The organism is Ruegeria sp. CDSA221 (assembly GCF_059611825.1).
Genome location: NZ_JBXWPK010000005.1, coordinates 249,504 through 268,127, shown reverse-complemented (window position 1 = coordinate 268,127; position 18,624 = coordinate 249,504). Strand labels below are relative to the sequence as shown.

Here is an 18,624-nt window from a genome sequence, read left to right as displayed (position 1 = left end):
CCTGACGGGTTTTTTTATTGACGCGCCAGTCAAGTTAGGCGCAATTCGGTTGGTCGAGCAAGAAAAAAGTCCGGCTCAGACCTGCTTGAATTTCACATATGATTACGCGGTACGGTATCCTCCTTAGTCTTTGAAAATACCAAACTGCCGTTTTCAAATGCCTTGAGTTCAGCACAGAGGTAGAAGTTTCCGGCGTCTGACCACATTTCGCAAGATGTTTCTGTACGCAGCTCTGTGCCATCACGGATTATCTCTTGTGTCCAATGGCAATATCCGCGCGCAGATAACGGGTCATCAGGGCGAATCGACCAACGTTCAAAGGCTGTTCCGCCATGTGTCAGGCCGTGGTGCTTGTCTGTAACAAGGCCAAAGTCATCTTCTATAATCAGATGAGTTTCCCCCGAGTTCATGTCAGTTTCGACCTGTCGAGAGTTCCGGCTGTCTCGGACAGTCGTGATGTCGTGTGCGGCCTCGGCATCCGGGGGAGGGAATACATATGCCTCGCTAGCCGCGTGACGGATGGGCAGCTTGATTTGGCCCTCGGTCAGATGCAGTTCTGCAGACTCGGGCGAAGGCCAGATCAGCGGCCAATAGGCGCTGGATACCGCAATCCGCAAGTGGTGTCCCTTTGGCACCCGATAAGCGATATGGTCCAGATCCAGCGTGACCTCGTAAACCTTGCCAGGGACCAATTCGGTCGGTTGCGAATGGGTATCGCGATGGCACAGGTTAAGGACACCGTATGTTATGCGTGTTGTTGCCCCATCGGGATGGACGTGATTCAAGCGCACGGCCATCTGGGCATAGGGACGGTCGGCACTGATGTGCAGGCATATTTGCGGCGCGCCCACGATGTTCAAATCATTGGCCAGTGGGGCGCTGTCGAAACAGGCCGAAAATGCATCATCCACACGCTGATCGCCCGGCATATCCGGCCCCAACCAGATGGCGCAGTATTCTCCGCCTTCCATCCCGCAGGTCTGGGGGGATCGGATGCACGTGTCCAGGGGTCCGGGTTGGTCCAGCCCAGCATTAGAAATATTCAGAGTTTGAATAGGAAGATGCGAGGTCGCGCCTTTATCCTCGGTTATCCAGCAACCGGGGCGTTCCTTGTACCAGCGCTGGGGGCGTACCCCATCCATAAGATATGCGCGATAGTCGGGTTCCTGGTCGATGCCAGTATCCTGGCTTTTCAACCAATGGTCCCACCAACGCAGGGCCTCTTGCAGAAATCCGATTCGGGGCTCGGGAACAGCAAAATGCGGATACTTGTGAACCCAAGGTCCGACGATCCCCTTGACCGGAGAATCAAGCTGTTCAACCAATAAAGGCACCGAATTCTTATAGGCGTCACCCCAGCCGCCAACAGCCAAAGTCGCCGCCCGGATAGCGCTGAAATCCTCGCAGACTGACCCGTGACGCCAATAGTCATCTCGCGTCTGATGGCGCAACCAGACAGAGGGCAGAAAGGGCTCGTTCTCAAGGCGGTCCAGCCACAGCTCGCGCCAGTTCGGACGCAGGGCCGGATCGGGAGCGCGCGATGAATAAGACCACATGGTCGCACCCCAGCCGAGATTTTCGTTCAGCAGGCAGCCACCCTTGTAGTGGATGTCGTCCGCATACCGGTCGGCGGTCGAGCACAGCGTGATAATCGCTTTCAGCGCCTCTGGCTGTAGTGCTGCCACCTGCAATGCATTGAAACCGCCCCAACTGATCCCCATCATGCCTACAGAACCAGAACACCACGGTTGCTGCGCCAACCACTCGATAGTTGCAACTGCATCGTCAAGTTCCTGCTGGGTATACTCATCCGCCATCAGCCCTTCGCTGTCACCATTGCCGCGCATGTCCACTCGGATGCAGGCATAGCCGCGCTTGGCAAACCAAGGATGGGTCAGGGCGTCTCGTGTCGCTGTGCCGTCGCGCTTGCGATAGGGCAGAAACTCCAGAATGGCAGGTACAGGGTGGCTTTCTGCATTCGACGGCTTCCATATCCGGGCTGAAAGCCGGCACCCATCCGGCATGTGAATGCCGACATCTGGCAGGTCTTCGATGTCGAGTAGCGAATTGTCGGCTGGATTCATTCGGTCAGTCTCGGGGCCAAAAGGGATTTGGTGCAGGTGAAAATCGTCAAATCAGCCTCGGATTGCGACAATAAGGTCCATTACGTTGGTTCCGGTCGGTCCGGTGACGAAAAGAGCATTTACGCGTTCCAGATAGCTGCCGCTGTCAGCATCCCGCAGCGCCATTTCCGCACCATCGCCCCAGGTGGTCCCGTCAACAATCGCCCCCGCGGCCTGGGTCGGCCCGTCGGTGCCGTCGGTGCCCCCGACAAGCAGCGTCAGCCCAGCAATACCCGCGATTTCTCTGGCCAACGCTAAAGCGAGGGCCTGATTGCGCCCACCCTTGCCTGGATTTCTGGGCAGCACGACAGTTGGCTCTCCACCGAAAACCATGACGCCTTCGGGCATATTGCGCAGCTGTGGCCCCAAACGGGCTGCTATGCTTTTCAGGTCATCGTGCAGGCATTCCTCATTCGCTAAAACGGGTGCGCCCTCGGCCATGGCCTGTCGGACGGCGGCAGCACGGGCATGCTTGTTCGATGCAACGATGCGCGCAACTCCCTGAAAATCGCGCGGCTCAGGAAGTGCGCCAATGCCCGATCCGATAACGTTCAGGTCATCGCCGGGCACATCGGAAATCGCCAGAACAGTCGCCTTCGCTCCTTTGAACTGGGCCAACAGGCCAGACCCTTTGATTTGGGACAGTTTGCGCCGTTCGGCGTTCATTTCAGAGATATTCAACCCTTCCGACAGCAGTTTTCGGTTCAACTGCTCCAGATTCGCCAGCGTTTTGCCGGGTACAAGGTCCTCAGCCAAAGACGAGGCCCCGCCCGAAGCCAGCAGCAGCAAATGCGAAGATGATCCCATCGACTGGACCATCTCACGCAGTGCGCGGCCCGCTTGCAGACTGCGGATATCAGGAACGGGATGAGAGGCCTCGATCACCCTGACATGGTCAGGCAGGGCGTCCCCGTGGCCATCCTTGGTGACAACCAAAGCGGGGAGGGGGCCGAAATGGTCCAGCGTTGCGCGGGTCATCGCCGCCGCAGCTTTGCCGACAGCCAGAATTTGGTTGGGCTGCTCTACATCGTTCAAGGCGGATAACGTCGCCGCATATCCACCAACCGCGTCAACCCCGGCCTGCCATATTCGGGTTGCCTTTTGCCTTTGCTCCATCAGCTTTCGACCCAGATCGTGACCGGTCCGTCATTGACCAGTTCCACGGCCATATCCGCCCCGAACTGGCCGGTTTCGACAGGGACGCCAAGACCACTTAGCCGATGCGCGAAAACCTCATACAAGCGTTTTCCAACCTCTGGCGGTGCGGCTTCAGAAAACCCCGGGCGGTTCCCGCGCGAGGTATCAGCGGCAAGTGTGAACTGGCTGATTACTAGGGCCGAGCCGCCCATATCCAGAACCGACCTGTTCATCTTGCCGGCCTCATCCTTGAATATCCGCAGCTTCGAGACCTTGGCAGCAAGCTGTTCGGCCTTTTGGTCGTCGTCTCCTTGCATCGCGCAAACCAGTATCAGCAGGCCCGGACCGGTTTGTCCGATCACCGTACCCTCGACCGAGACTTTTGCCAGCGAGACCCTCTGCAACAGCGCACGCATTTGGTTCCTCCATTTGATGGTCAGTCGACCCACTCGACAAACGCGTCGGGCGCGGCGCGACTGGTTCTGAACCCGTTGGCCGGGTGGTCTTTGTCTGCATAGCCGAAAGAGATCGCACATAGGATCAGACGGTCATCCGGGATTTTGAAATATCGGTGCAGAAAAGGGCCATAGCTGGCCACTGCGGCCTGCGGAATTGTCGCTATGCCCAGAGCCTGCGCCGCCAGCGTGAAGGCCGTAACAAAGCCACCACAATCCATGGCGCCATAAGCGCCGAGTTCCGTTGGGCTGGATATGATTGCACAATGGGGCGCTCCGAAAAGGGCGAAATTCTCCATCATCTGCCGGGTGGACCCGGCGCGATCTCCGCGTTCAACGCCAACGGCTTCGTAAAGGGCCCAGCCGCATTCACGGCGTCGTTCCTGGTAGATGCCCGAATAGGAGGCAGGAAAGGGCAGGTCCGGGGATGGCGTGTCCGCGGTTACCTCATCCTGCAGTGCCTTCCGAAACTTATCGGTCTCTGGCCCGCTGGTGATGGTCACGTTCCAGGGCTGCGCATTGCACCAGCTTGGAACGCGGGCTGCGCTGGTCAGGATCTGATTAATCTGATCCTTTGGCACCGGGTCAGAAAGGAAGGCGCGGCAGGAATGCCGTTGATCCAGTAGATTGTTCAGAGCGGATAGTGTCACACAGGCCTCCCCATCGGCGTTGACAGGGCGCAGGATGATGTCAGACCGGCGGATGTTCAAGGGCTGATGCGGTCGGCAGGGTCACTGTTGACCGGTTGCCACCAGATAGCCAACACCGGCTGCCACCAGCAGGCCAAGGCACACGGCGACCGAGATTTTGAGCGCTGACCAGGGACGTTCACCCTGAACGCGCCCGGTGCGGCCGTTGACCACAAACCTGTAGGTCTGCCCCCGATATTTGTAGGCGGCCATCCAGATCGGCAGAAGGATATGCTTGAAGGTCACATCGCGCACATCGGTCTCAACCGCGTGAATGCGCTGCCGATCGCCACCAATATCAAAGCGTACATCCCGTTCTATCACGCGGGACATATGTGTGCGGGCTTCGGTGTAGCCGTCATTCAATTCGACTGTATAGGCCTCGGCCCGGAAACCGGCGAGGTACTCAGGCTGATACGGTTCCAACGCGGGTAAATCCCAGGGTTCCAGCGCGTCGGTGTACTTCTTGGGCAAAGACTGCGATGCCAAAACCAGAACGTCATCAAAGAACCGTGCGACCTGGCCCGATTTCGGGGACCATCTCACCTTGGCGACCCTTTGCTGTACACGCTTGCCATCGCGCATGACACTGCGTGTTTCATAGTAAACTATACCGCGCTCGCCCCGATATGTGGATTTCGTATCCGCATCGAAGGTCCAGTATGGAACATAGATACCCTGCATCTTGCGCCCTTTGCGGGCATAATCCTTCAACCCGTTTGGGGCGAACCATAACCGTCCCAGCCAGTCTCCCATCGCTTTATGCGCAGTGCGTTCATCCAGCGCAAAGGGCAGCACGCCGCGGGGTTTGATGTGACGGCTGATGCCGGTATCCGTTACTACTGGGGTTGCGCAAAAGGGGCATTCGGCTGCGTGCGTGGCCGGGTCAAATTCAACTTGAGCCGCACAGTTGGGGCAGGTCAGAACACGCGTTTCCTCGATCTCATCGTCAGGCAGCTGATCCGAAAGCGCACTGTTGAAATCCAGCTCTTTTAGGCTGGAACCGCCCCACGGTCCGGCGCCAATTGCCTCTGAGTGACCGCAATGGTCACAGGTGAGCGTACCATCACCGGGATTGAACCGATAATCCGCCCCGCATTGATCGCAGGGAAAGCGGTGTTCGTCTACAATGTTAGGGTCGGTAGGGGCCATTGAAGTCTCGAATTTACGTTATCGGCCAGAGGACAGGCGCATCCGGTTCAGCACCCCGTCCCGTTTGATGAAATGATGCCAGATGGCAAAAGCAGCGTGACCTAATGCGACGAACAACAGGGCATTGCCCACGGTTTCGTGGACCTCACCAGCAACATGGATACCCCCGAACCAGGCCAACATGCCGAAGATTGGCACCGCCACCATCAGCGCATAAAGCAAGAGATGTCCCAACTTTGCTGCAGTCGCCATCAGGGCCGAGCTTTCCTCGACCGGGGCAGGCGCGCCCTGTCGCCACCGAAGAAGAATGCGGACCAGGATCAGTGCAAAGACGATGCAGCCAAGCCAGACATGAGGGGTGGCCCATTCTGTCCAGACCGTGTTGTCCTCGAGCCGGGCGTGCAGGGCCCGTACCATGCCATCGCTGCTGATCCATTCGCCGATGATGATCACAGCGATCAGCCAGTGCAATACGATTTGGGGCATTGAGTAGCGGTCCAAAGTAGACATTCGTTTGCTCTTTCAGAGAGGTTGCGGATACGCGTTAAACGTTGCTGCCTAGACTTTCCGTCACTTCAGGTTCCGGGCGGGGGTGGCGGCAGGATCGTGAACAACTGCGCCAGTTCCTGTACCTCACCCGCCTTTTTCCAGCCGTCCTGACCGGCGGTCCAGACATGGGTGTCTCGGGTGATCTCTCCGTCTGTCGCCATGCGGCCCATCTTGGCCTTGGAAAATGGCCCGCTGGTTTGCCCGTCAACGGCGATATGCCAGACATGTTCCACTGGCGGTGGCGGCGGAGGCGCCGTATGCGCCGCAGGTTGCTGGGCAGCGGGGGCGGAACCGCCCCACGGACCGCTCGGCTGACCCGCTGCCATGTTCGACATCTGCTGTGCCATGGCCATGCCCAATCCCATGCCAAGGCCAGCACCCATGCCACCACCCTGACCGGGATTGTTGGCTGCTGCTGTCATCGCCTCGGCAGCCGAATACTGGGTGAATTTGCCCAGATCGCCGGCCAGCCCCATCGAGGTCCGCTTGTCCAGCGCCGCTTCAACCGCGGGCGGCAATGAGATGTTTTCGATATAGAATTCGGGCATCTCCAGCCCGTAGCCATCCAGCACCGGGGTCACTTCTGCTGCGATCAGCTTGCCCAGATCGGCGGTATTGGCGGCCATATCCAGAACCGGAATGCCCGATCCTGCGATCACCCGGCTGAATTCCTGCACGATGATGTTGCGCACCTGAAAGCTGATCTCGTCCATCGTGAACTCACCATCGGTGCCGACGATTTCGATCATGAATTTTGCTGGGTCTTTGACCCGGGTTGTATAAGTACCGAAAGCGCGAATGCGGGTCGGTCCGAATTCCGGATCGCGCAGCATGATCGGATTCTTGGTGCCCCATTTCAGGTCATTGAAGCGAGTCGTGTTGACGAAATAAATCTCGGATTTGAACGGAGACTGAAAGCCATGGTCCCAATGCTGCAGTGTCGTCAGGATCGGCATATTGTTGGTCTCAAGCATATAGAGACCGGGAGTGAAAACATCCGCCAGCTGCCCCTCATGCACGAAAACGGCCGCCTGGCCTTCGCGCACGGTCAGTTTGGCACCGTATTTGATCGCATGGCCCTCGCGTTCGAACCTCCAGACCATCGTATCGCGGGTGTCGTCGACCCAGTGGATGACGTCGATGAACTCGCCGGTCAGAAAATCGAAAATACCCATTTGGGGTCTCCTTATCTTGGGCTCACAGCTGCTGGCCCATCAGTTCGCGCGCAATGATCCGCACCACAGGACGCGCGTCTTCGACAGCCACGCCAGGCTCAAGACGCGGGTCATAGAGCATTGTCAGTAATTTCTCGTCATGGCTGGTCAGCAGCGCAAATTCATCGTCATCATTAAAGATGGATGGTCGCGCAGCGTTGCTGTCATTGGAGAGTCCCAGCCCCTGCGCCATTTCTTCGTGGATGCAACTGCGCCGCAGCATATCAGGCAATTCAGCACGGATCAGCACCACCGCTCGAACAAACCGGTGCAGGGACCGGTTGGTCGGAGACGCGATGACAAAACAGTCAATATTTGAACGCGGGTTTGCAACCAGGTCAAGCAATGGCTGATCGATGCCAGGTACAAGCTGTTTCAGGCGGGAGACCACGTATGCACTGTCATCCTTTCCCGCGAAAAAGACATGGAAATTTGCCTTGCGGGTAACGACTGACATCGGATGACCGGTCACTTTGGACAGCCGCGCGGTAAAGGTCTCGACCTGTTCGGCATCCTTTGCCCGCATTTCGGGGGACACAGACGGGGCGAATTCTGTCTGAACACGGATGGGGGCGGACCATCGGCTAAGCTGGCCCTCGGTCGAGTATGTGGTCGCGGTGACGGCGTGATCTGGATACTCGTTGAAAAAGGCAATCGTCTCGAAATTGCGCTCCAGATCGCTGGCATCATAGGGTGTGTCCGGCCCGCCGCCATCGCTGCGCAGCATACCACGCGTTAGCAGGTCACGTTCTACCCGCTGATAGAACCGCGCCAGATCCTGACTGGCCGCAGATGGAGGTACATAGGCATTAGGGGCAGGCGCTGGGGGGACTACGGGGCGCGGTTGAGTGGCAACCGAAGACGTCAGGGCCTCGTCGCAGTTGGCCAACGCCAGCAATGCGACCAGACCCAATACGGGCTTCAGATATCCCAGTGACCGCACCTTCAATCCACCATTAGCCCGGAACAGCTGTTCCGGCGTTGTCACCGATACCGTCCTTGCGCGCTTTGGCTGCGGCCAAAGTGTCGCGCAGTTCGGTTTCCATCTTCTGCAGCTCTTGCTCGGCAGCGGCGCGTTTGGCCTTGCCTTCATCCGCGATCTCCAGGCTTTCATTGATGGTTCCGATCAGATCGGCATTGGCCTGTTTTACGGCCTCGATATCAAAGACACCGCGCTCCATTTCCTGACGGATCACCTTGTTCGACTCGCGCAGGTTGGCGGCATTCGCGGTCAGAAGGTCGTTGGTTAGGTCATTCGCATCGCGCACGGCGGCGGCGGCCTCGGCGCTGCGCTGAATGGTGACGGCTTGTGCCAGCTGGGTTTCCCAGAGCGGTACGGTGTTCACTAGGGTCGAGTTGATCTTGGTCACCAGGGATTTGTCATTTTCCTGAACCAGACGGATCGAGGGCAGCGACTGCATGGTTACCTGTCGCGTCAGCTTCAGATCATGCACCCGGCGTTCCAGATCATCGCGCGCAGCACGCAAATCGCGCAGCTCCTGCGCTTTCATCACCTGATCCTCTTCGGGCGCGGCCTGAACCTCGGCCTCTTTCTGAGGAATGTCCCGGCTGTCCAGTTCGTTCAATTTCTCTTCGCCGGCCGCGATGTAAAGCGCCAGCTCATCATAAAAGCCCAAGGTTTTTTCATACAGGATGTCCAGGGACTTGATGTCCTTCAACAGCGTATGTTCATGCGAAAGCAAGTCATCCGTGATCCGGTCGATCTGGCCTTGAACCTGTTCGTATTGGGCGGTGAACTTGGCGAACGGGGCGGCCTTGCCCAACAGTTTTTCCCACCAGCTACGCTCGCGCCGCACGTCGAGTTCGCTGACCGAGAAACCACGGATCGTGGTCACGATATTACGCAGGCTGTCACCTGCCGGACCGACATCCTTGTTGCGTACATCCGCCAGCATCGCCTGGCTGATTTCCTGCAACTCGGCCTGCGCACCCGAGCCGAAGGACACGATCGAGTTCGTGTTCCCCATGTCGATCTCGCCCATGCGTTTACGAATTTCAGCACCTACAGGCTCGTCGGCCTCTTTCAGAAGGACAACTTCCGCCGTGGGGTCGGGCAGGGCTACGGCGGTCACTTCCTGTACCAGCGTTTCGGCTTCGACCGCCTTGTTCTTTACTTCCTCGGACATGGGGTAATCCTCTCTGTATACTTTGGGCCGGTCAGTCCAACCGAACGCCTTCGCGCTGCAACCGTTCGCGCAGCACGTCAATTTCAACCGTCAGATCGCTGCGGTCATCCAATAGCATCTTACGGGTCCTGGCAGAGAAATTCTGTTCCAGGTCATCCAGTAGAGACGAGTAATTCTGCAGCGACTGTGCATCACGTGTTCTGGCATAAACATCCGAGAACTTGACCGTCGCGTCACGGGCACCCTGCAGATAGACGGTCAGGTATTTTCTTGCTCCGGCCAGATCGCGCGGGTCTTCTTCGACGGTGCGAAACAAATCGCGGGCAGTTTCCTGAAATCGCTCGACCCGCGCTTCGATCCGGCGGTCCCCAGCACGTTTGATGGCGTCGGTCATTTCGGTCAGATGCGCCTCAGCGTCTTCGACTACCCGTGCGACACGGTCCTGCTGAAATGTATCGATGCCTTCCATGCCTTTGTCTGACATAGGGTCCAGGCCGAAGGAAACGGAATGCAACACAGCAGCGGCGGTGCCGAATAAAGCTGGGGCGATGAGACTGGCGTCAGACACGGTTGCCGCATCGAGAAACTCGGATCGGTATGAGGCCAACCCGGCGCCAAGGCCGGTCAGAACGCTGGAAAATATCTTGCGGGGAATTGCCGGGCGCCGTGCGGTGCGCCGCGCGTTATAGGCCGCTTCGGCCCGCAACCCTTCGCGCAGCAGAAAGGCCGCCCCGGTTAGCAAACCAGCGGCAACAAGTCCAATGGTCATCCCGATTGCACCGTCGTTCAGCGACAGAAACACCAATGGAACAGCCGGGATAAACAGGATATTAGCCCGCGCGCCAGCCGGTTCGACGCGCGCGCCATCAAACTGACCGCGCGCCGGTTGATCTGTCGACGAATCTGAGTCGTGTGGGCTGTATTTGCCGCCAAAGCGTTTGGCCATGTGCTTACAGCCCTCCCAGTAACCCGGTGCAGACGCCGAACAACAGAACCAATAAGGCCACGTAGGCCAGTTTTTGTACTCCGGACCCGGACATGATGCTCCCTGAGTTTCTCTTTGCGGAAAACTTAGGGGATGCGCGGCCCCGGCGCTAGGGGGAAGGTTACCTAACCCTTATCATTTGCGAGATTTCTTGCCGATCGGAGGCCGTTTGCGCTGTGGTCGTGCAGGGCGTTTGGCCGGAGCCTCGGGCTCAGCCTCAAGACCAAGCTGATCACGCATGACCCGGCGGCGAATTTCCTCGACCTCTCCGGGTTTCAGTTTGCCCAACTGAAACGGGCCATACGAGACGCGCAGCAACCGGTTCACGGTAAAGCCGATATCCTCGATGGCGCGGCGGATTTCGCGGTTTTTACCTTCGCGCAGGCCAATGGTCAGCCAGGCGTTTGCGCCCTGTTGTCGATCAAGTGTTACGTCCATCGGTTGGAACCGTTCACCCTCGATCACCAGCCCCTTTCGGAGCGGCGCGAAATCCTCGTCTTTTGGACGCCCGTTTACACGGACGCGGTATCTGCGCAGCCATCCGGTGGCAGGAAGTTCCAGCTTGCGCTTGATGCCGCCATCATTTGTCAGCAACAGCAACCCTTCCGAGTTCAGGTCAAGCCGCCCGACGCTCATGACGCGGGGCATGTCCTCGGGCAACTTGTCGAAGATCGTCGCGCGGCCTTTTTCGTCCTTCGTCGTCGTAACCAGACCGGGTGGCTTGTGGTACAGCCAAAGACGTGACGGTTCCGGCTCGGACACCGGCTTGCCGTCGACGGTGATCTTGTCTTTGGCGGTAACGTTCAGCGCGGGGCTGTCGATCGTCTTGCCGTTCACAACCACACGACCTGCTTCGATCATGCGTTCCGCTTCCCGGCGCGAGGCGACGCCAGCGCGGGCAAGGACTTTGGCGATCCGGTCGCCTGGAGGAGGGGTATTAGTCATTTGCAGCCCATAGCGCATCCCGCCGCCTTGCGAAAGGCAGGTTTCTGATGCAGTCAGAGGCATGGAGTTCAAATCGTACATGGATATCGCGCTTGAGCAGGCGCGCGAAGCCGGTGAACGCGGCGAAGTTCCGGTAGGGGCTGCTATCGTGCTGGGCGACCGGGTTGTCGCCGTGGCAGGCAATCAGACACGCGAGTTGAACGACCCAACCGCACATGCCGAGATTCTGGCCCTGCGCGCCGCCTGTGCTGCGACCGGATCGGAACGCCTGATTGACCACGACATCTATGTCACACTGGAACCCTGCGCGATGTGCGCCGCGGCTTTGGCCGCCGCTCGTGTTCGGCGGATCTATTACGGGGCCTCTGATCCCAAATCGGGTGGGGTAGCTCACGGGGCGCGGGTGTTTTCCCATCCACAGTCGCACCATAAACCCGAAGTGTTTGACGGTATTGCCGCCAAGGATTGCGAAGCCCTGCTGCGCGAATTCTTCACCAAAAAGAGGGACAGTAAATAATCTGGGTTGGGACCGGCCTGCGGTGCTAGGGTTTGGCCCAGTCCACGCGATAGACCGTCTGTGGCCCACCGAACCCCTTTAGTTGAGCGGAAATCGGAGCGCTGAACTGTAGCCCGGCGGTCGCGCCCAGCAGCAATCGGGTAACGTCGGTGACAAGAATTTCATTCGCGCCACAAAGGCCAGTTACCCGTGCGGCCTTATTGACCACCGATCCAAAGAAATCCTCGTCCCGCTGAATGACATCGCCGGTATGAATGCCAACCCGAAGACCCAAGGGTATATCCGACTGTAGGGCCGCATTTTCCCTTTGGAATTCGGTCGCCGCTTGGATCGCGTCGTGGACAGAGGAGAAGATCGACATCGTGCCATCCCCAAGTGATTTGACCAGTCGGCCGCCATGGGAGTGAATCAGGTTTTCAGCCAGATCGAAATGGCTGGATATGAGCGCGGTCCATTTGTGATCTCCGACCTGACGCGTGATTTCAGAAGAACCCGCGATATCAGTAAACATGACCGATGCCGCGCCCTCTTGTTGATCCTGAGTGAATTCCTGCCGAGCTGCCGCGATCAATGCGTTCAGCGCTTCATGCTCGATCCCGATTTTCTCCATGTTCGAAGTCGGGTTGGAGACATGCATCTGGATCATCTTCCAGACACCGTTTTCCAGATGCAATACAAAGGTGAACCTATGGAGCGTGGCTTTGCCGTTTGATGTGAATGCAAGTGTTGCTTCGCAATGGGCCCATCCTATGTCACCGCATTCAAACGCCTCGAGCGAATGTTCGTCCCAGCTGAAATCCGGAATTTCACGGGTGTGGTCGGCAAAGCCCCGGCGGAACACCTGTCCGGACCAGCTTTCGCCATCTGCCGACCCCTGATACCGCAGATGTTCAGATGACGAGAGCAGGTTCATCAGCGCGGCGCGATCCTTGAGGCGAACCGCATCATTCCAGCGCCGTATGACGGCGACCAGTTCTGGAGAGGGTGTTACCGCGTTACTCATCAAGCGGCTACAGCTTGATGGCTTGCATCAGCTGCGGTTCGATCACCTCGACACCCGGCAAACCGTCCGCCAGCACCTGCGCGGATTGTTCCAGAATCGGGAAGGTCTTGTAATGGCAGGGAATCACGGTTTTGAAATTGAAATAGCGCTTTGCAGCATAGGCGGCGCCTTTCATGTCCATGGTAAAGTGGCCCCCTGCGGACAGGATACCTATATCGGGTTTATAGTAATCCCCCATCCAGTCCATATCGGCCATGATATCGGTGTCGCCCGAAACATAGAGCATGTGCCCCTCGGATGAGATCATGAAACCGACCTCGCTGCCGCCGGTGCGCAGCCCGTCTGGGGTTGAAAATGTCGAGCTGTGCGAGGCGGGTACCATCGAGACCATAACACCGTTCAGGTTGACCGTGCCGCCTTTGTTGAAGCCGACTGTTTCCAGACCTTCAGCTTCGCTCCAGTACCCCATCAGGTCATACTGACCGACCACGGGGACGTTCAGATGTTTGGCCAATGAGACAATGTCAACGACATGATCGAAATGCGTGTGTGTCAGCAGGATATGTGTCGCGCCTTCCAAAGCAGCGTCATGCTGATCTTCAGGCAAAACGGGGTTGCCGGTCAGCCAAGGGTCGATCAGCAGAACCTGTCCTGCTGTTTCAATGCGAAAGCTGCCATGCCCAAGCCAGATGATATTCATGAAAAGCACTCCCAAATGAACTGTTGGCAGCAGACTAGCATCGGGTATGTAAAATTTCATGGATTGGTTTCGGGAAATTGACAGCTATTGTGAGCGTTTATCGCCTGCCTATTGGGCAGAGCCGATAAATGCGGTTACGAATACCGCCTTTTTGATTGCGGCTTTCATTATGTGGCGGCGGGTGCGCGGGCCGGGGATGCCATTGGCAAAAATGCTTGTGGTTATCCTGGTCGGCATCGGAATTGGCAGTTATTTGTTTCACACCCATGCACAGGTCTGGTCCGCGTTGGCGGATACTGCACCCATCCTGCTTTTTATTCTGACCTATATTTTTGCAATGAATCGCGACGTCTGGCAGTTGCGGCCGCTTTACGCGGGGATCGGCGCGGCCCTGTTTGTGCCATATGCCGCTGTGACGATTCCGGTGTTCCAACTGATTCCGGGTCTGGGCGGATCGGCCGCCTATGCTCCGGTGCCGCTATTGATCCTGATTTACGCAATCCTGTTGTCGAAACGCCGGCCTGATACCGCCCGCGGGCTGGCGACCGGCGCAGTGATCCTGATCGTGTCGATTACCTTTCGCGCTTTGGACGCACCGATTTGCATGCAGTTCCCGACTGGTACGCATTTTCTGTGGCACATCCTGAACGCCACGATGTTGGGCTGGATGATCGAAGTCTACCGCAGGCACCTAAGCCGTGCGTCTCAGGCCTGAAACGCAGCAGCCAGTTCTGCGGGCAGGTCAAATTCGGCCAGAACCCTGGTGCGTGCATCGGATGACATCTTACGCGCGGTTTTCTCGACTATGCTGAGGATTTTTTCCTGCGAGTGCTTTTCGGCGAAGGGAGCGAAATACCATTTGAGGAACACAAAACAGGCCACATCTTCCAGCGCCTGCACCTCGTTGTCACGTTTGATACCCTGCTTGCGCACCATGCGTCCGGCGTCTTGGATTTCGTTTTCTTCAAATCCGCACTGCTTCATCAAGGTCATGACGGTTTGCGCATGGTGTTCGCCCTGCGCCTTGCGCCAAGCCAGATACCCGGCGCGCCCTTCGGGATATTCACTTCGGGCCAGCTTCCAGCGTTCAACATGTTGCCCGCGTGCGGCGATCTCAAGCGAGTTCGATGCATCGGGAAAAAGCCTGGCCAGTTCAGCGCTCATGCGTTGTCCGTAAAGCAACGCTGCGGGTTGGCCGTTCTCTAAGGTTGGATCTTGGGTGTTGGCTGCGTCGATTGCGTCCAGGACTGCCTGTTTTCGCGCGCTCATACTATGCTCCGTGGGCTTGCCGGAAATCCGGCGGTGTGTTCGGACGCATCGTAGCGAGTCGGCAAATCAAACGCAGCAGTCAAATGCGAAATTCCGGGTCGGAGAGGGGGATCCGACCCGGACGAAGTTGTGGCGTCAGTTACCCAGCTTCGTTTTGTCCTGTGTAACTGGTTCGGAAACCTGATCGGGGAAAGACAGGTCGCGGGTTAGCGAACCCATGGTGGGTCCGAATGCCTGAGCTTGCGCAGCAAGAACAGTAGTGGCCAACACAAATGCGGTCATGAGCGTTTTCATCATCTTACTCCAGTTAGTGGCTGTGCCATGCTGTAAGAAGTGAACGGCGCAGTTCACTTTTTCAAGGCGAATTCTGAACTAATTGGTTTACTTTTGTGCATAGGCGCTATGCATTTTTGTATGGCTAAGCCACCTCCTTGCATAGAAGGGGCAGAACAACCGCCTGCTACCCTTGCGACCGAGGCATCAGACAGGTAAATGCCCCCTGACGCATATGAGGTTTTCCGATGTCGATTGACCAAAGCACCGCCGCAAAGGTGGCCAAACTGGCCCGGATCAAGGTCGAGGATGACGCGCTGCCTGCGCTGGCATCCGAGTTCAACACCATTCTTGGGTTCATCGAACAGTTGAATGAAGTGGATGTCGACGGTGTCGAGCCGATGGTTTCGGTCGAACCGATGCGCCTGAAGCGCCGCGAGGATGTGGTCACCGACGGCAGCCAGCAGGACAAGGTTCTGGCCAATGCCCCCGACGCACGCGAGGGTTTCTTCGCAGTCCCCAAAGTGGTGGAGTAAGACATGAGCGAACTGAACAAACTGGGCCTGGCCGAGGCCCGCGACGCGCTGCGTGCCGGTGATGTCACCTCGGTTGAGCTTACCGAAGCCTGCTTGACCGCCATTGATGCCGCCGATGCGCTGAACGCTTTTGTCCACAAAACGCCAGAGCTTGCGCTGGAACGCGCCAAGGCTGCGGATACGCGGATCAAAGCAGGGGATGCCCCGTCGATGTGCGGTCTGCCGATCGGCATCAAGGATCTGTTCTGCACCAAGGGCGTGCCCTCGCAGGCGGCCTCGAAGATTCTGGAAGGCTTCAAGCCGGAATATGAATCCACCGTTTCGCAGCAACTGGCCGACGCCGGTGCCGTGATGCTGGGCAAGCTGAACATGGATGAATTCGCCATGGGCAGCAGCAACGAAACTTCGGTCTATGGCAATGCGGTTAGCCCGTGGCGCCGTGGCAATGACGACGCACAGCTGACACCGGGCGGGTCCTCCGGCGGATCGGCTTCGGCGGTGTCGGCTGATCTGTGTCTGGCCGCCACTGGCACCGATACTGGCGGCTCGATCCGTCAACCAGCGGCTTTTGTCGGGATTACTGGCATCAAGCCGACCTACGGCCGGTGTTCGCGCTGGGGCATCGTGGCCTTTGCATCCTCACTGGATCAGGCCGGGCCGATGACCAAGAATGTCCGCGACGCGGCGATCATGCTGGAAACCATGTGCGGTCATGACCCCAAGGATTCCACCAGCGCCGAGTTGGCCGTCCCGAATTTCGAGGCTATGCTGACCGGCGACATCAAGGGCAAGAAGATCGGTATCCCCAAGGAATACCGGATGGACGGCATGCCCGCCGAGATCGAAAAACTCTGGGCAGATGGCGCGGCGATGCTGAAGGACGCAGGGGCCGAGATCGTCGACATCTCGCTGCCGCATACCAAATACGCGCTGCCCGCCTATTACGTGATTGCGCCCGCCGAGGCGTCCTCGAACCTCGCGCGTTATGATGGTGTCCGCTATGGCCGCCGCGCGAAGATAGGGCAGGGCGACGGCATCACAGAGATGTACGAAAAGACCCGCGCCGAAGGCTTCGGGCACGAGGTGCAGCGCCGCGTGATGGTCGGGACATATGTTCTGTCGGCGGGTTTCTATGACGCCTATTACAACCGCGCCCGCAAGGTCCGCACGTTGATCAAGAAAGATTTCGAGGACGTCTTCGCCGCCGGTGTCGACGCCATCCTGACCCCGGCCACGCCGTCGGCGTCGTTCGGTCTGGGTGAAATGACCGAGGCGGATCCGGTTCAGATGTATCTGAACGACGTCTTTACCGTGACGGTCAACCTTGCTGGTTTGCCGGGTATTTCGGTTCCTGCGGGTCTTGATTCTCAGGGTTTGCCGCTTGGTCTGCAGCTGATTGGCCGTCCATGGGACGAAGGCGATTTGCTGAACACGGCCTATGCGCTGGAAAGCGCTGCGGGCTTTGTGGCCAAGCCGGGGAAATGGTGGTAATCCTCAGATCAATAAGACAACGTAGAACGGAGCAGCTGGATGCGCTTTTCGATTCTGATCCCCGCAATCGGGTTGATGGCCGCCTGTAACACGGTGGCCCCGGTTCAGGGTACAGGGTTCAACACCCCGACTTATCAGGCGCAAAGAGAAGCTGAGCTGGCAGGGCAGGGCGGCACCGGAAGCCCTCTGCCGGAACCTTATGAGGTCTCGCAGCAACCCTTGGGCTCGCCCACATCCGGCGCGGATGGCGCTGACCTGGCCACGGCCACTGCTGCAGCGCTTGCAAGCACCTCGACGCAGGCGACCGCCGCTTCAGCATCGGTGCCGACTGCGAGCAACAGCGGCATCTCTGACGAACAGGATTTTGCTGCGGTTTCTGAACGTCGCAGTATCGAAACCGATGCTGCTCGAATCGAACAGAACAGCCAAACCTATGAGGTTGTCGCCCCAACCGCGGTTCCGCAACGCGGAGCGGATGGTCAGCCAAACATCGTCCAATACGCGCTGAGCACATCCAATCCGGTCGGTGCCCAGCTTTACAGCCGTGCGGGGTTCAACCTGCAGGCCAAGGCACAGCGGAATTGCGCGAAATTCCCATCGGCGGACCAGGCGCAGATCGAGTTCCTGTCAAATGGCGGTCCCCAGAAGGACCGCAAGGGGCTTGACCCTGATGGCGACGGATATGCTTGCGGCTGGGATCCCAGCCCGTTCCGCAGTGCCGTCAACAACTGATCCAAAGCCCATCTGGCACCCATCCCCCAATTTCGGAGATCGCCGGGATGGGCTGACGCCGTCTTTGGTGGTTCTCCACTACACAGCAATGGACAGCGCGCAGGCTGCGCTGGATCGCTTGTGTGACCCGGCCTTCGAAGTCTCTGCGCACTACCTGATCGGTTCCGATGGCACGCTTTGGCAATTGGTACGCGAAGAGGACCGGGCCTGGCACGCCGGGGCAGGGGAGTGGCGCGGGCGAACCGATATCAATTCGCGTTCGATTGGGATAGAACTGGATAACACTGGGCTGGTTCCGTTTTCGGAGCCGCAAATGGCTGCTTTGGAGAACTTGTTATCGGATATTCAAGACCGTCTGGGAATCCAACCATGGAATGTTATCGGCCATTCGGATTTGGCCCCCCAGCGAAAACTTGATCCTGGTTCCAAGTTCGATTGGGATCGCCTTGCGCATCTTGGGTTGGCCGTAGGGCCTACTGTCCTCAAGGGTATTTGCCTGGATCAAATGCCTCCAGATGAGAAACACTTCGCATCTATTGCGATGAGAGTAGGCTATCCAGAGGCCAGCACCGAGGATTTACTGAAAGCGTTCAGAAGCCGGTTTTCTCCGGTGCGGCGCGGCCCGCTTTCCAAGGAGGATATGGGTGATATCGAAAGATTGGCAGGGTTCATGGAACATCTTGACGGTATCCGAGCAGAAGTTTAGT

General features: G+C 58.0%; 20 protein-coding genes and 1 pseudogene. 6 read left to right on the top strand and 15 right to left on the bottom strand.

Annotated elements, in window-relative coordinates:
* Positions 1 to 92: 92 nt before the first annotated feature.
* From AC2FJ5_RS10290 to AC2FJ5_RS10240, 11 genes and pseudogenes are all read right to left on the bottom strand, one after another.
* Positions 93 to 2,084: a CocE/NonD family hydrolase gene (locus AC2FJ5_RS10290; RefSeq protein WP_496793286.1), complete on the bottom strand. Its 1,992-nt coding sequence runs from the start codon at positions 2,082 to 2,084 to the stop codon at positions 93 to 95.
* A 51-nt stretch (positions 2,085 to 2,135) separates the two neighbouring features.
* A complete protein-coding gene (locus AC2FJ5_RS10285; protein ID WP_496793285.1) occupies positions 2,136 to 3,239 on the bottom strand; it encodes a glycerate kinase type-2 family protein in 1,104 nt (367 codons plus the stop codon).
* Positions 3,239 to 3,676 carry a D-aminoacyl-tRNA deacylase gene (gene dtd, locus AC2FJ5_RS10280; protein ID WP_496701979.1) on the bottom strand — a complete coding sequence of 146 codons (438 nt, stop codon included), beginning with the start codon at positions 3,674 to 3,676 and terminating at the stop codon, positions 3,239 to 3,241. Before dtd ends, AC2FJ5_RS10285 begins: the two co-directional genes overlap by 1 nt.
* A gap of 20 nt (positions 3,677 to 3,696) precedes the next feature.
* Entirely contained in the window at positions 3,697 to 4,365 is a 669-nt protein-coding gene (locus AC2FJ5_RS10275; RefSeq protein WP_496701981.1) for a nitroreductase, read from the bottom strand.
* Between the two features lie 81 nt (positions 4,366 to 4,446).
* Entirely contained in the window at positions 4,447 to 5,556 is a 1,110-nt protein-coding gene (locus AC2FJ5_RS10270) for a TFIIB-type zinc finger domain-containing protein (RefSeq protein WP_496793284.1), read from the bottom strand.
* Between the two features lie 18 nt (positions 5,557 to 5,574).
* A complete protein-coding gene (locus AC2FJ5_RS10265) occupies positions 5,575 to 6,066 on the bottom strand; it encodes a cytochrome b (RefSeq protein WP_496793283.1) in 492 nt (163 codons plus the stop codon).
* Positions 6,067 to 6,131: 65 nt separating this feature from the next.
* Positions 6,132 to 7,280, bottom strand: a complete 1,149-nt coding sequence (locus tag AC2FJ5_RS10260; protein WP_496793282.1) for an SPFH domain-containing protein — start codon at positions 7,278 to 7,280, stop codon at positions 6,132 to 6,134.
* 22 nt (positions 7,281 to 7,302) lie between these two features.
* Positions 7,303 to 8,307: a DUF2927 domain-containing protein gene (locus AC2FJ5_RS10255; protein WP_496701987.1), complete on the bottom strand. Its 1,005-nt coding sequence runs from the start codon at positions 8,305 to 8,307 to the stop codon at positions 7,303 to 7,305.
* Positions 8,276 to 9,466: a toxic anion resistance protein gene (locus AC2FJ5_RS10250; RefSeq protein WP_281994942.1), complete on the bottom strand. Its 1,191-nt coding sequence runs from the start codon at positions 9,464 to 9,466 to the stop codon at positions 8,276 to 8,278. Before AC2FJ5_RS10250 ends, AC2FJ5_RS10255 begins: the two co-directional genes overlap by 32 nt.
* A 31-nt stretch (positions 9,467 to 9,497) precedes the next feature.
* Positions 9,498 to 10,412: a 5-bromo-4-chloroindolyl phosphate hydrolysis family protein gene (locus AC2FJ5_RS10245; RefSeq protein WP_496793281.1), complete on the bottom strand. Its 915-nt coding sequence runs from the start codon at positions 10,410 to 10,412 to the stop codon at positions 9,498 to 9,500.
* Positions 10,413 to 10,589: 177 nt separating this feature from the next.
* Positions 10,590 to 11,396 (bottom strand): annotated as a pseudogene (locus tag AC2FJ5_RS10240) (pseudouridine synthase); the annotation flags it as partial.
* 61 nt (positions 11,397 to 11,457) lie between these two features.
* On the opposite strand from AC2FJ5_RS10240, the gene AC2FJ5_RS10235 reads away from it, so the two are divergent.
* Complete coding sequence (locus AC2FJ5_RS10235; protein WP_496750252.1) at positions 11,458 to 11,913, top strand: nucleoside deaminase; 456 nt, start codon at positions 11,458 to 11,460, stop codon at positions 11,911 to 11,913.
* A gap of 25 nt (positions 11,914 to 11,938) precedes the next feature.
* Here AC2FJ5_RS10235 and AC2FJ5_RS10230 read toward each other — a convergent pair whose 3' ends face one another.
* Both AC2FJ5_RS10230 and AC2FJ5_RS10225 read right to left on the bottom strand, forming a co-directional pair.
* A complete protein-coding gene (locus tag AC2FJ5_RS10230) occupies positions 11,939 to 12,916 on the bottom strand; it encodes a nuclear transport factor 2 family protein (protein WP_496793280.1) in 978 nt (325 codons plus the stop codon).
* 7 nt (positions 12,917 to 12,923) lie between these two features.
* Complete coding sequence (locus tag AC2FJ5_RS10225) at positions 12,924 to 13,616, bottom strand: metal-dependent hydrolase (protein WP_281972713.1); 693 nt, start codon at positions 13,614 to 13,616, stop codon at positions 12,924 to 12,926.
* Between the two features lie 58 nt (positions 13,617 to 13,674).
* Here AC2FJ5_RS10225 and AC2FJ5_RS10220 point away from each other — a divergent pair, with 58 nt between their 5' ends.
* Entirely contained in the window at positions 13,675 to 14,331 is a 657-nt protein-coding gene (locus AC2FJ5_RS10220) for a ceramidase domain-containing protein (protein ID WP_496793278.1), read from the top strand.
* On the opposite strand, the gene AC2FJ5_RS10215 is transcribed toward AC2FJ5_RS10220, so the two are convergent.
* Together AC2FJ5_RS10215 and AC2FJ5_RS10210 are read right to left on the bottom strand one after the other, a co-directional pair.
* On the bottom strand, positions 14,322 to 14,885 hold the full coding sequence (locus AC2FJ5_RS10215; protein ID WP_496694766.1) for a DUF4202 domain-containing protein: 564 nt from the start codon (positions 14,883 to 14,885) through the stop codon (positions 14,322 to 14,324). The genes AC2FJ5_RS10220 and AC2FJ5_RS10215 overlap by 10 nt on opposite strands.
* Positions 14,886 to 15,020: 135 nt before the next feature.
* Positions 15,021 to 15,179 (bottom strand): hypothetical protein, encoded by a 159-nt coding sequence (locus AC2FJ5_RS10210; RefSeq protein WP_496677714.1) that lies wholly within the window; start codon positions 15,177 to 15,179, stop codon positions 15,021 to 15,023.
* A 227-nt stretch (positions 15,180 to 15,406) separates the two neighbouring features.
* Between AC2FJ5_RS10210 and gatC the strand changes: the two genes are divergently transcribed.
* The 4 genes from gatC to AC2FJ5_RS10190 are packed head-to-tail and all read left to right on the top strand — an operon-like array spanning position 15,407 to position 18,623.
* A complete protein-coding gene (gatC, locus tag AC2FJ5_RS10205; RefSeq protein ID WP_170562049.1) occupies positions 15,407 to 15,694 on the top strand; it encodes an Asp-tRNA(Asn)/Glu-tRNA(Gln) amidotransferase subunit GatC in 288 nt (95 codons plus the stop codon).
* A 3-nt stretch (positions 15,695 to 15,697) separates the two neighbouring features.
* On the top strand, positions 15,698 to 17,185 hold the full coding sequence (gatA, locus tag AC2FJ5_RS10200) for an Asp-tRNA(Asn)/Glu-tRNA(Gln) amidotransferase subunit GatA (RefSeq protein ID WP_496793277.1): 1,488 nt from the start codon (positions 15,698 to 15,700) through the stop codon (positions 17,183 to 17,185).
* A 39-nt stretch (positions 17,186 to 17,224) separates the two neighbouring features.
* A complete protein-coding gene (locus AC2FJ5_RS10195; protein ID WP_496793275.1) occupies positions 17,225 to 17,917 on the top strand; it encodes a hypothetical protein in 693 nt (230 codons plus the stop codon).
* Positions 17,868 to 18,623 carry an N-acetylmuramoyl-L-alanine amidase gene (locus AC2FJ5_RS10190; RefSeq protein WP_496793360.1) on the top strand — a complete coding sequence of 252 codons (756 nt, stop codon included), beginning with the start codon at positions 17,868 to 17,870 and terminating at the stop codon, positions 18,621 to 18,623. Before AC2FJ5_RS10195 ends, AC2FJ5_RS10190 begins: the two co-directional genes overlap by 50 nt.
* Position 18,624: the final 1 nt, after the last annotated feature.

Coding starts and splice junctions, on each gene's coding strand:
- AC2FJ5_RS10290 (WP_496793286.1), bottom strand. CDS start 2,084: ATGAATCCAGCCGACAATTCGCTACTCGACATCGAAGACCTGCCAGAT.
- AC2FJ5_RS10285 (WP_496793285.1), bottom strand. CDS start 3,239: ATGGAGCAAAGGCAAAAGGCAACCCGAATATGGCAGGCCGGGGTTGAC.
- dtd (WP_496701979.1), bottom strand. CDS start 3,676: ATGCGTGCGCTGTTGCAGAGGGTCTCGCTGGCAAAAGTCTCGGTCGAG.
- AC2FJ5_RS10270 (WP_496793284.1), bottom strand. CDS start 5,556: ATGGCCCCTACCGACCCTAACATTGTAGACGAACACCGCTTTCCCTGC.
- AC2FJ5_RS10265 (WP_496793283.1), bottom strand. CDS start 6,066: ATGTCTACTTTGGACCGCTACTCAATGCCCCAAATCGTATTGCACTGG.
- AC2FJ5_RS10260 (WP_496793282.1), bottom strand. CDS start 7,280: ATGGGTATTTTCGATTTTCTGACCGGCGAGTTCATCGACGTCATCCAC.
- AC2FJ5_RS10250 (WP_281994942.1), bottom strand. CDS start 9,466: ATGTCCGAGGAAGTAAAGAACAAGGCGGTCGAAGCCGAAACGCTGGTA.
- AC2FJ5_RS10245 (WP_496793281.1), bottom strand. CDS start 10,412: ATGGCCAAACGCTTTGGCGGCAAATACAGCCCACACGACTCAGATTCG.
- AC2FJ5_RS10235 (WP_496750252.1), top strand. CDS start 11,458: ATGGAGTTCAAATCGTACATGGATATCGCGCTTGAGCAGGCGCGCGAA.
- AC2FJ5_RS10230 (WP_496793280.1), bottom strand. CDS start 12,916: ATGAGTAACGCGGTAACACCCTCTCCAGAACTGGTCGCCGTCATACGG.
- AC2FJ5_RS10225 (WP_281972713.1), bottom strand. CDS start 13,616: ATGAATATCATCTGGCTTGGGCATGGCAGCTTTCGCATTGAAACAGCA.
- AC2FJ5_RS10220 (WP_496793278.1), top strand. CDS start 13,675: ATGGATTGGTTTCGGGAAATTGACAGCTATTGTGAGCGTTTATCGCCT.
- AC2FJ5_RS10215 (WP_496694766.1), bottom strand. CDS start 14,885: ATGAGCGCGCGAAAACAGGCAGTCCTGGACGCAATCGACGCAGCCAAC.
- AC2FJ5_RS10210 (WP_496677714.1), bottom strand. CDS start 15,179: ATGAAAACGCTCATGACCGCATTTGTGTTGGCCACTACTGTTCTTGCT.
- gatC (WP_170562049.1), top strand. CDS start 15,407: ATGTCGATTGACCAAAGCACCGCCGCAAAGGTGGCCAAACTGGCCCGG.
- gatA (WP_496793277.1), top strand. CDS start 15,698: ATGAGCGAACTGAACAAACTGGGCCTGGCCGAGGCCCGCGACGCGCTG.
- AC2FJ5_RS10195 (WP_496793275.1), top strand. CDS start 17,225: ATGCGCTTTTCGATTCTGATCCCCGCAATCGGGTTGATGGCCGCCTGT.
- AC2FJ5_RS10190 (WP_496793360.1), top strand. CDS start 17,868: ATGCTTGCGGCTGGGATCCCAGCCCGTTCCGCAGTGCCGTCAACAACT.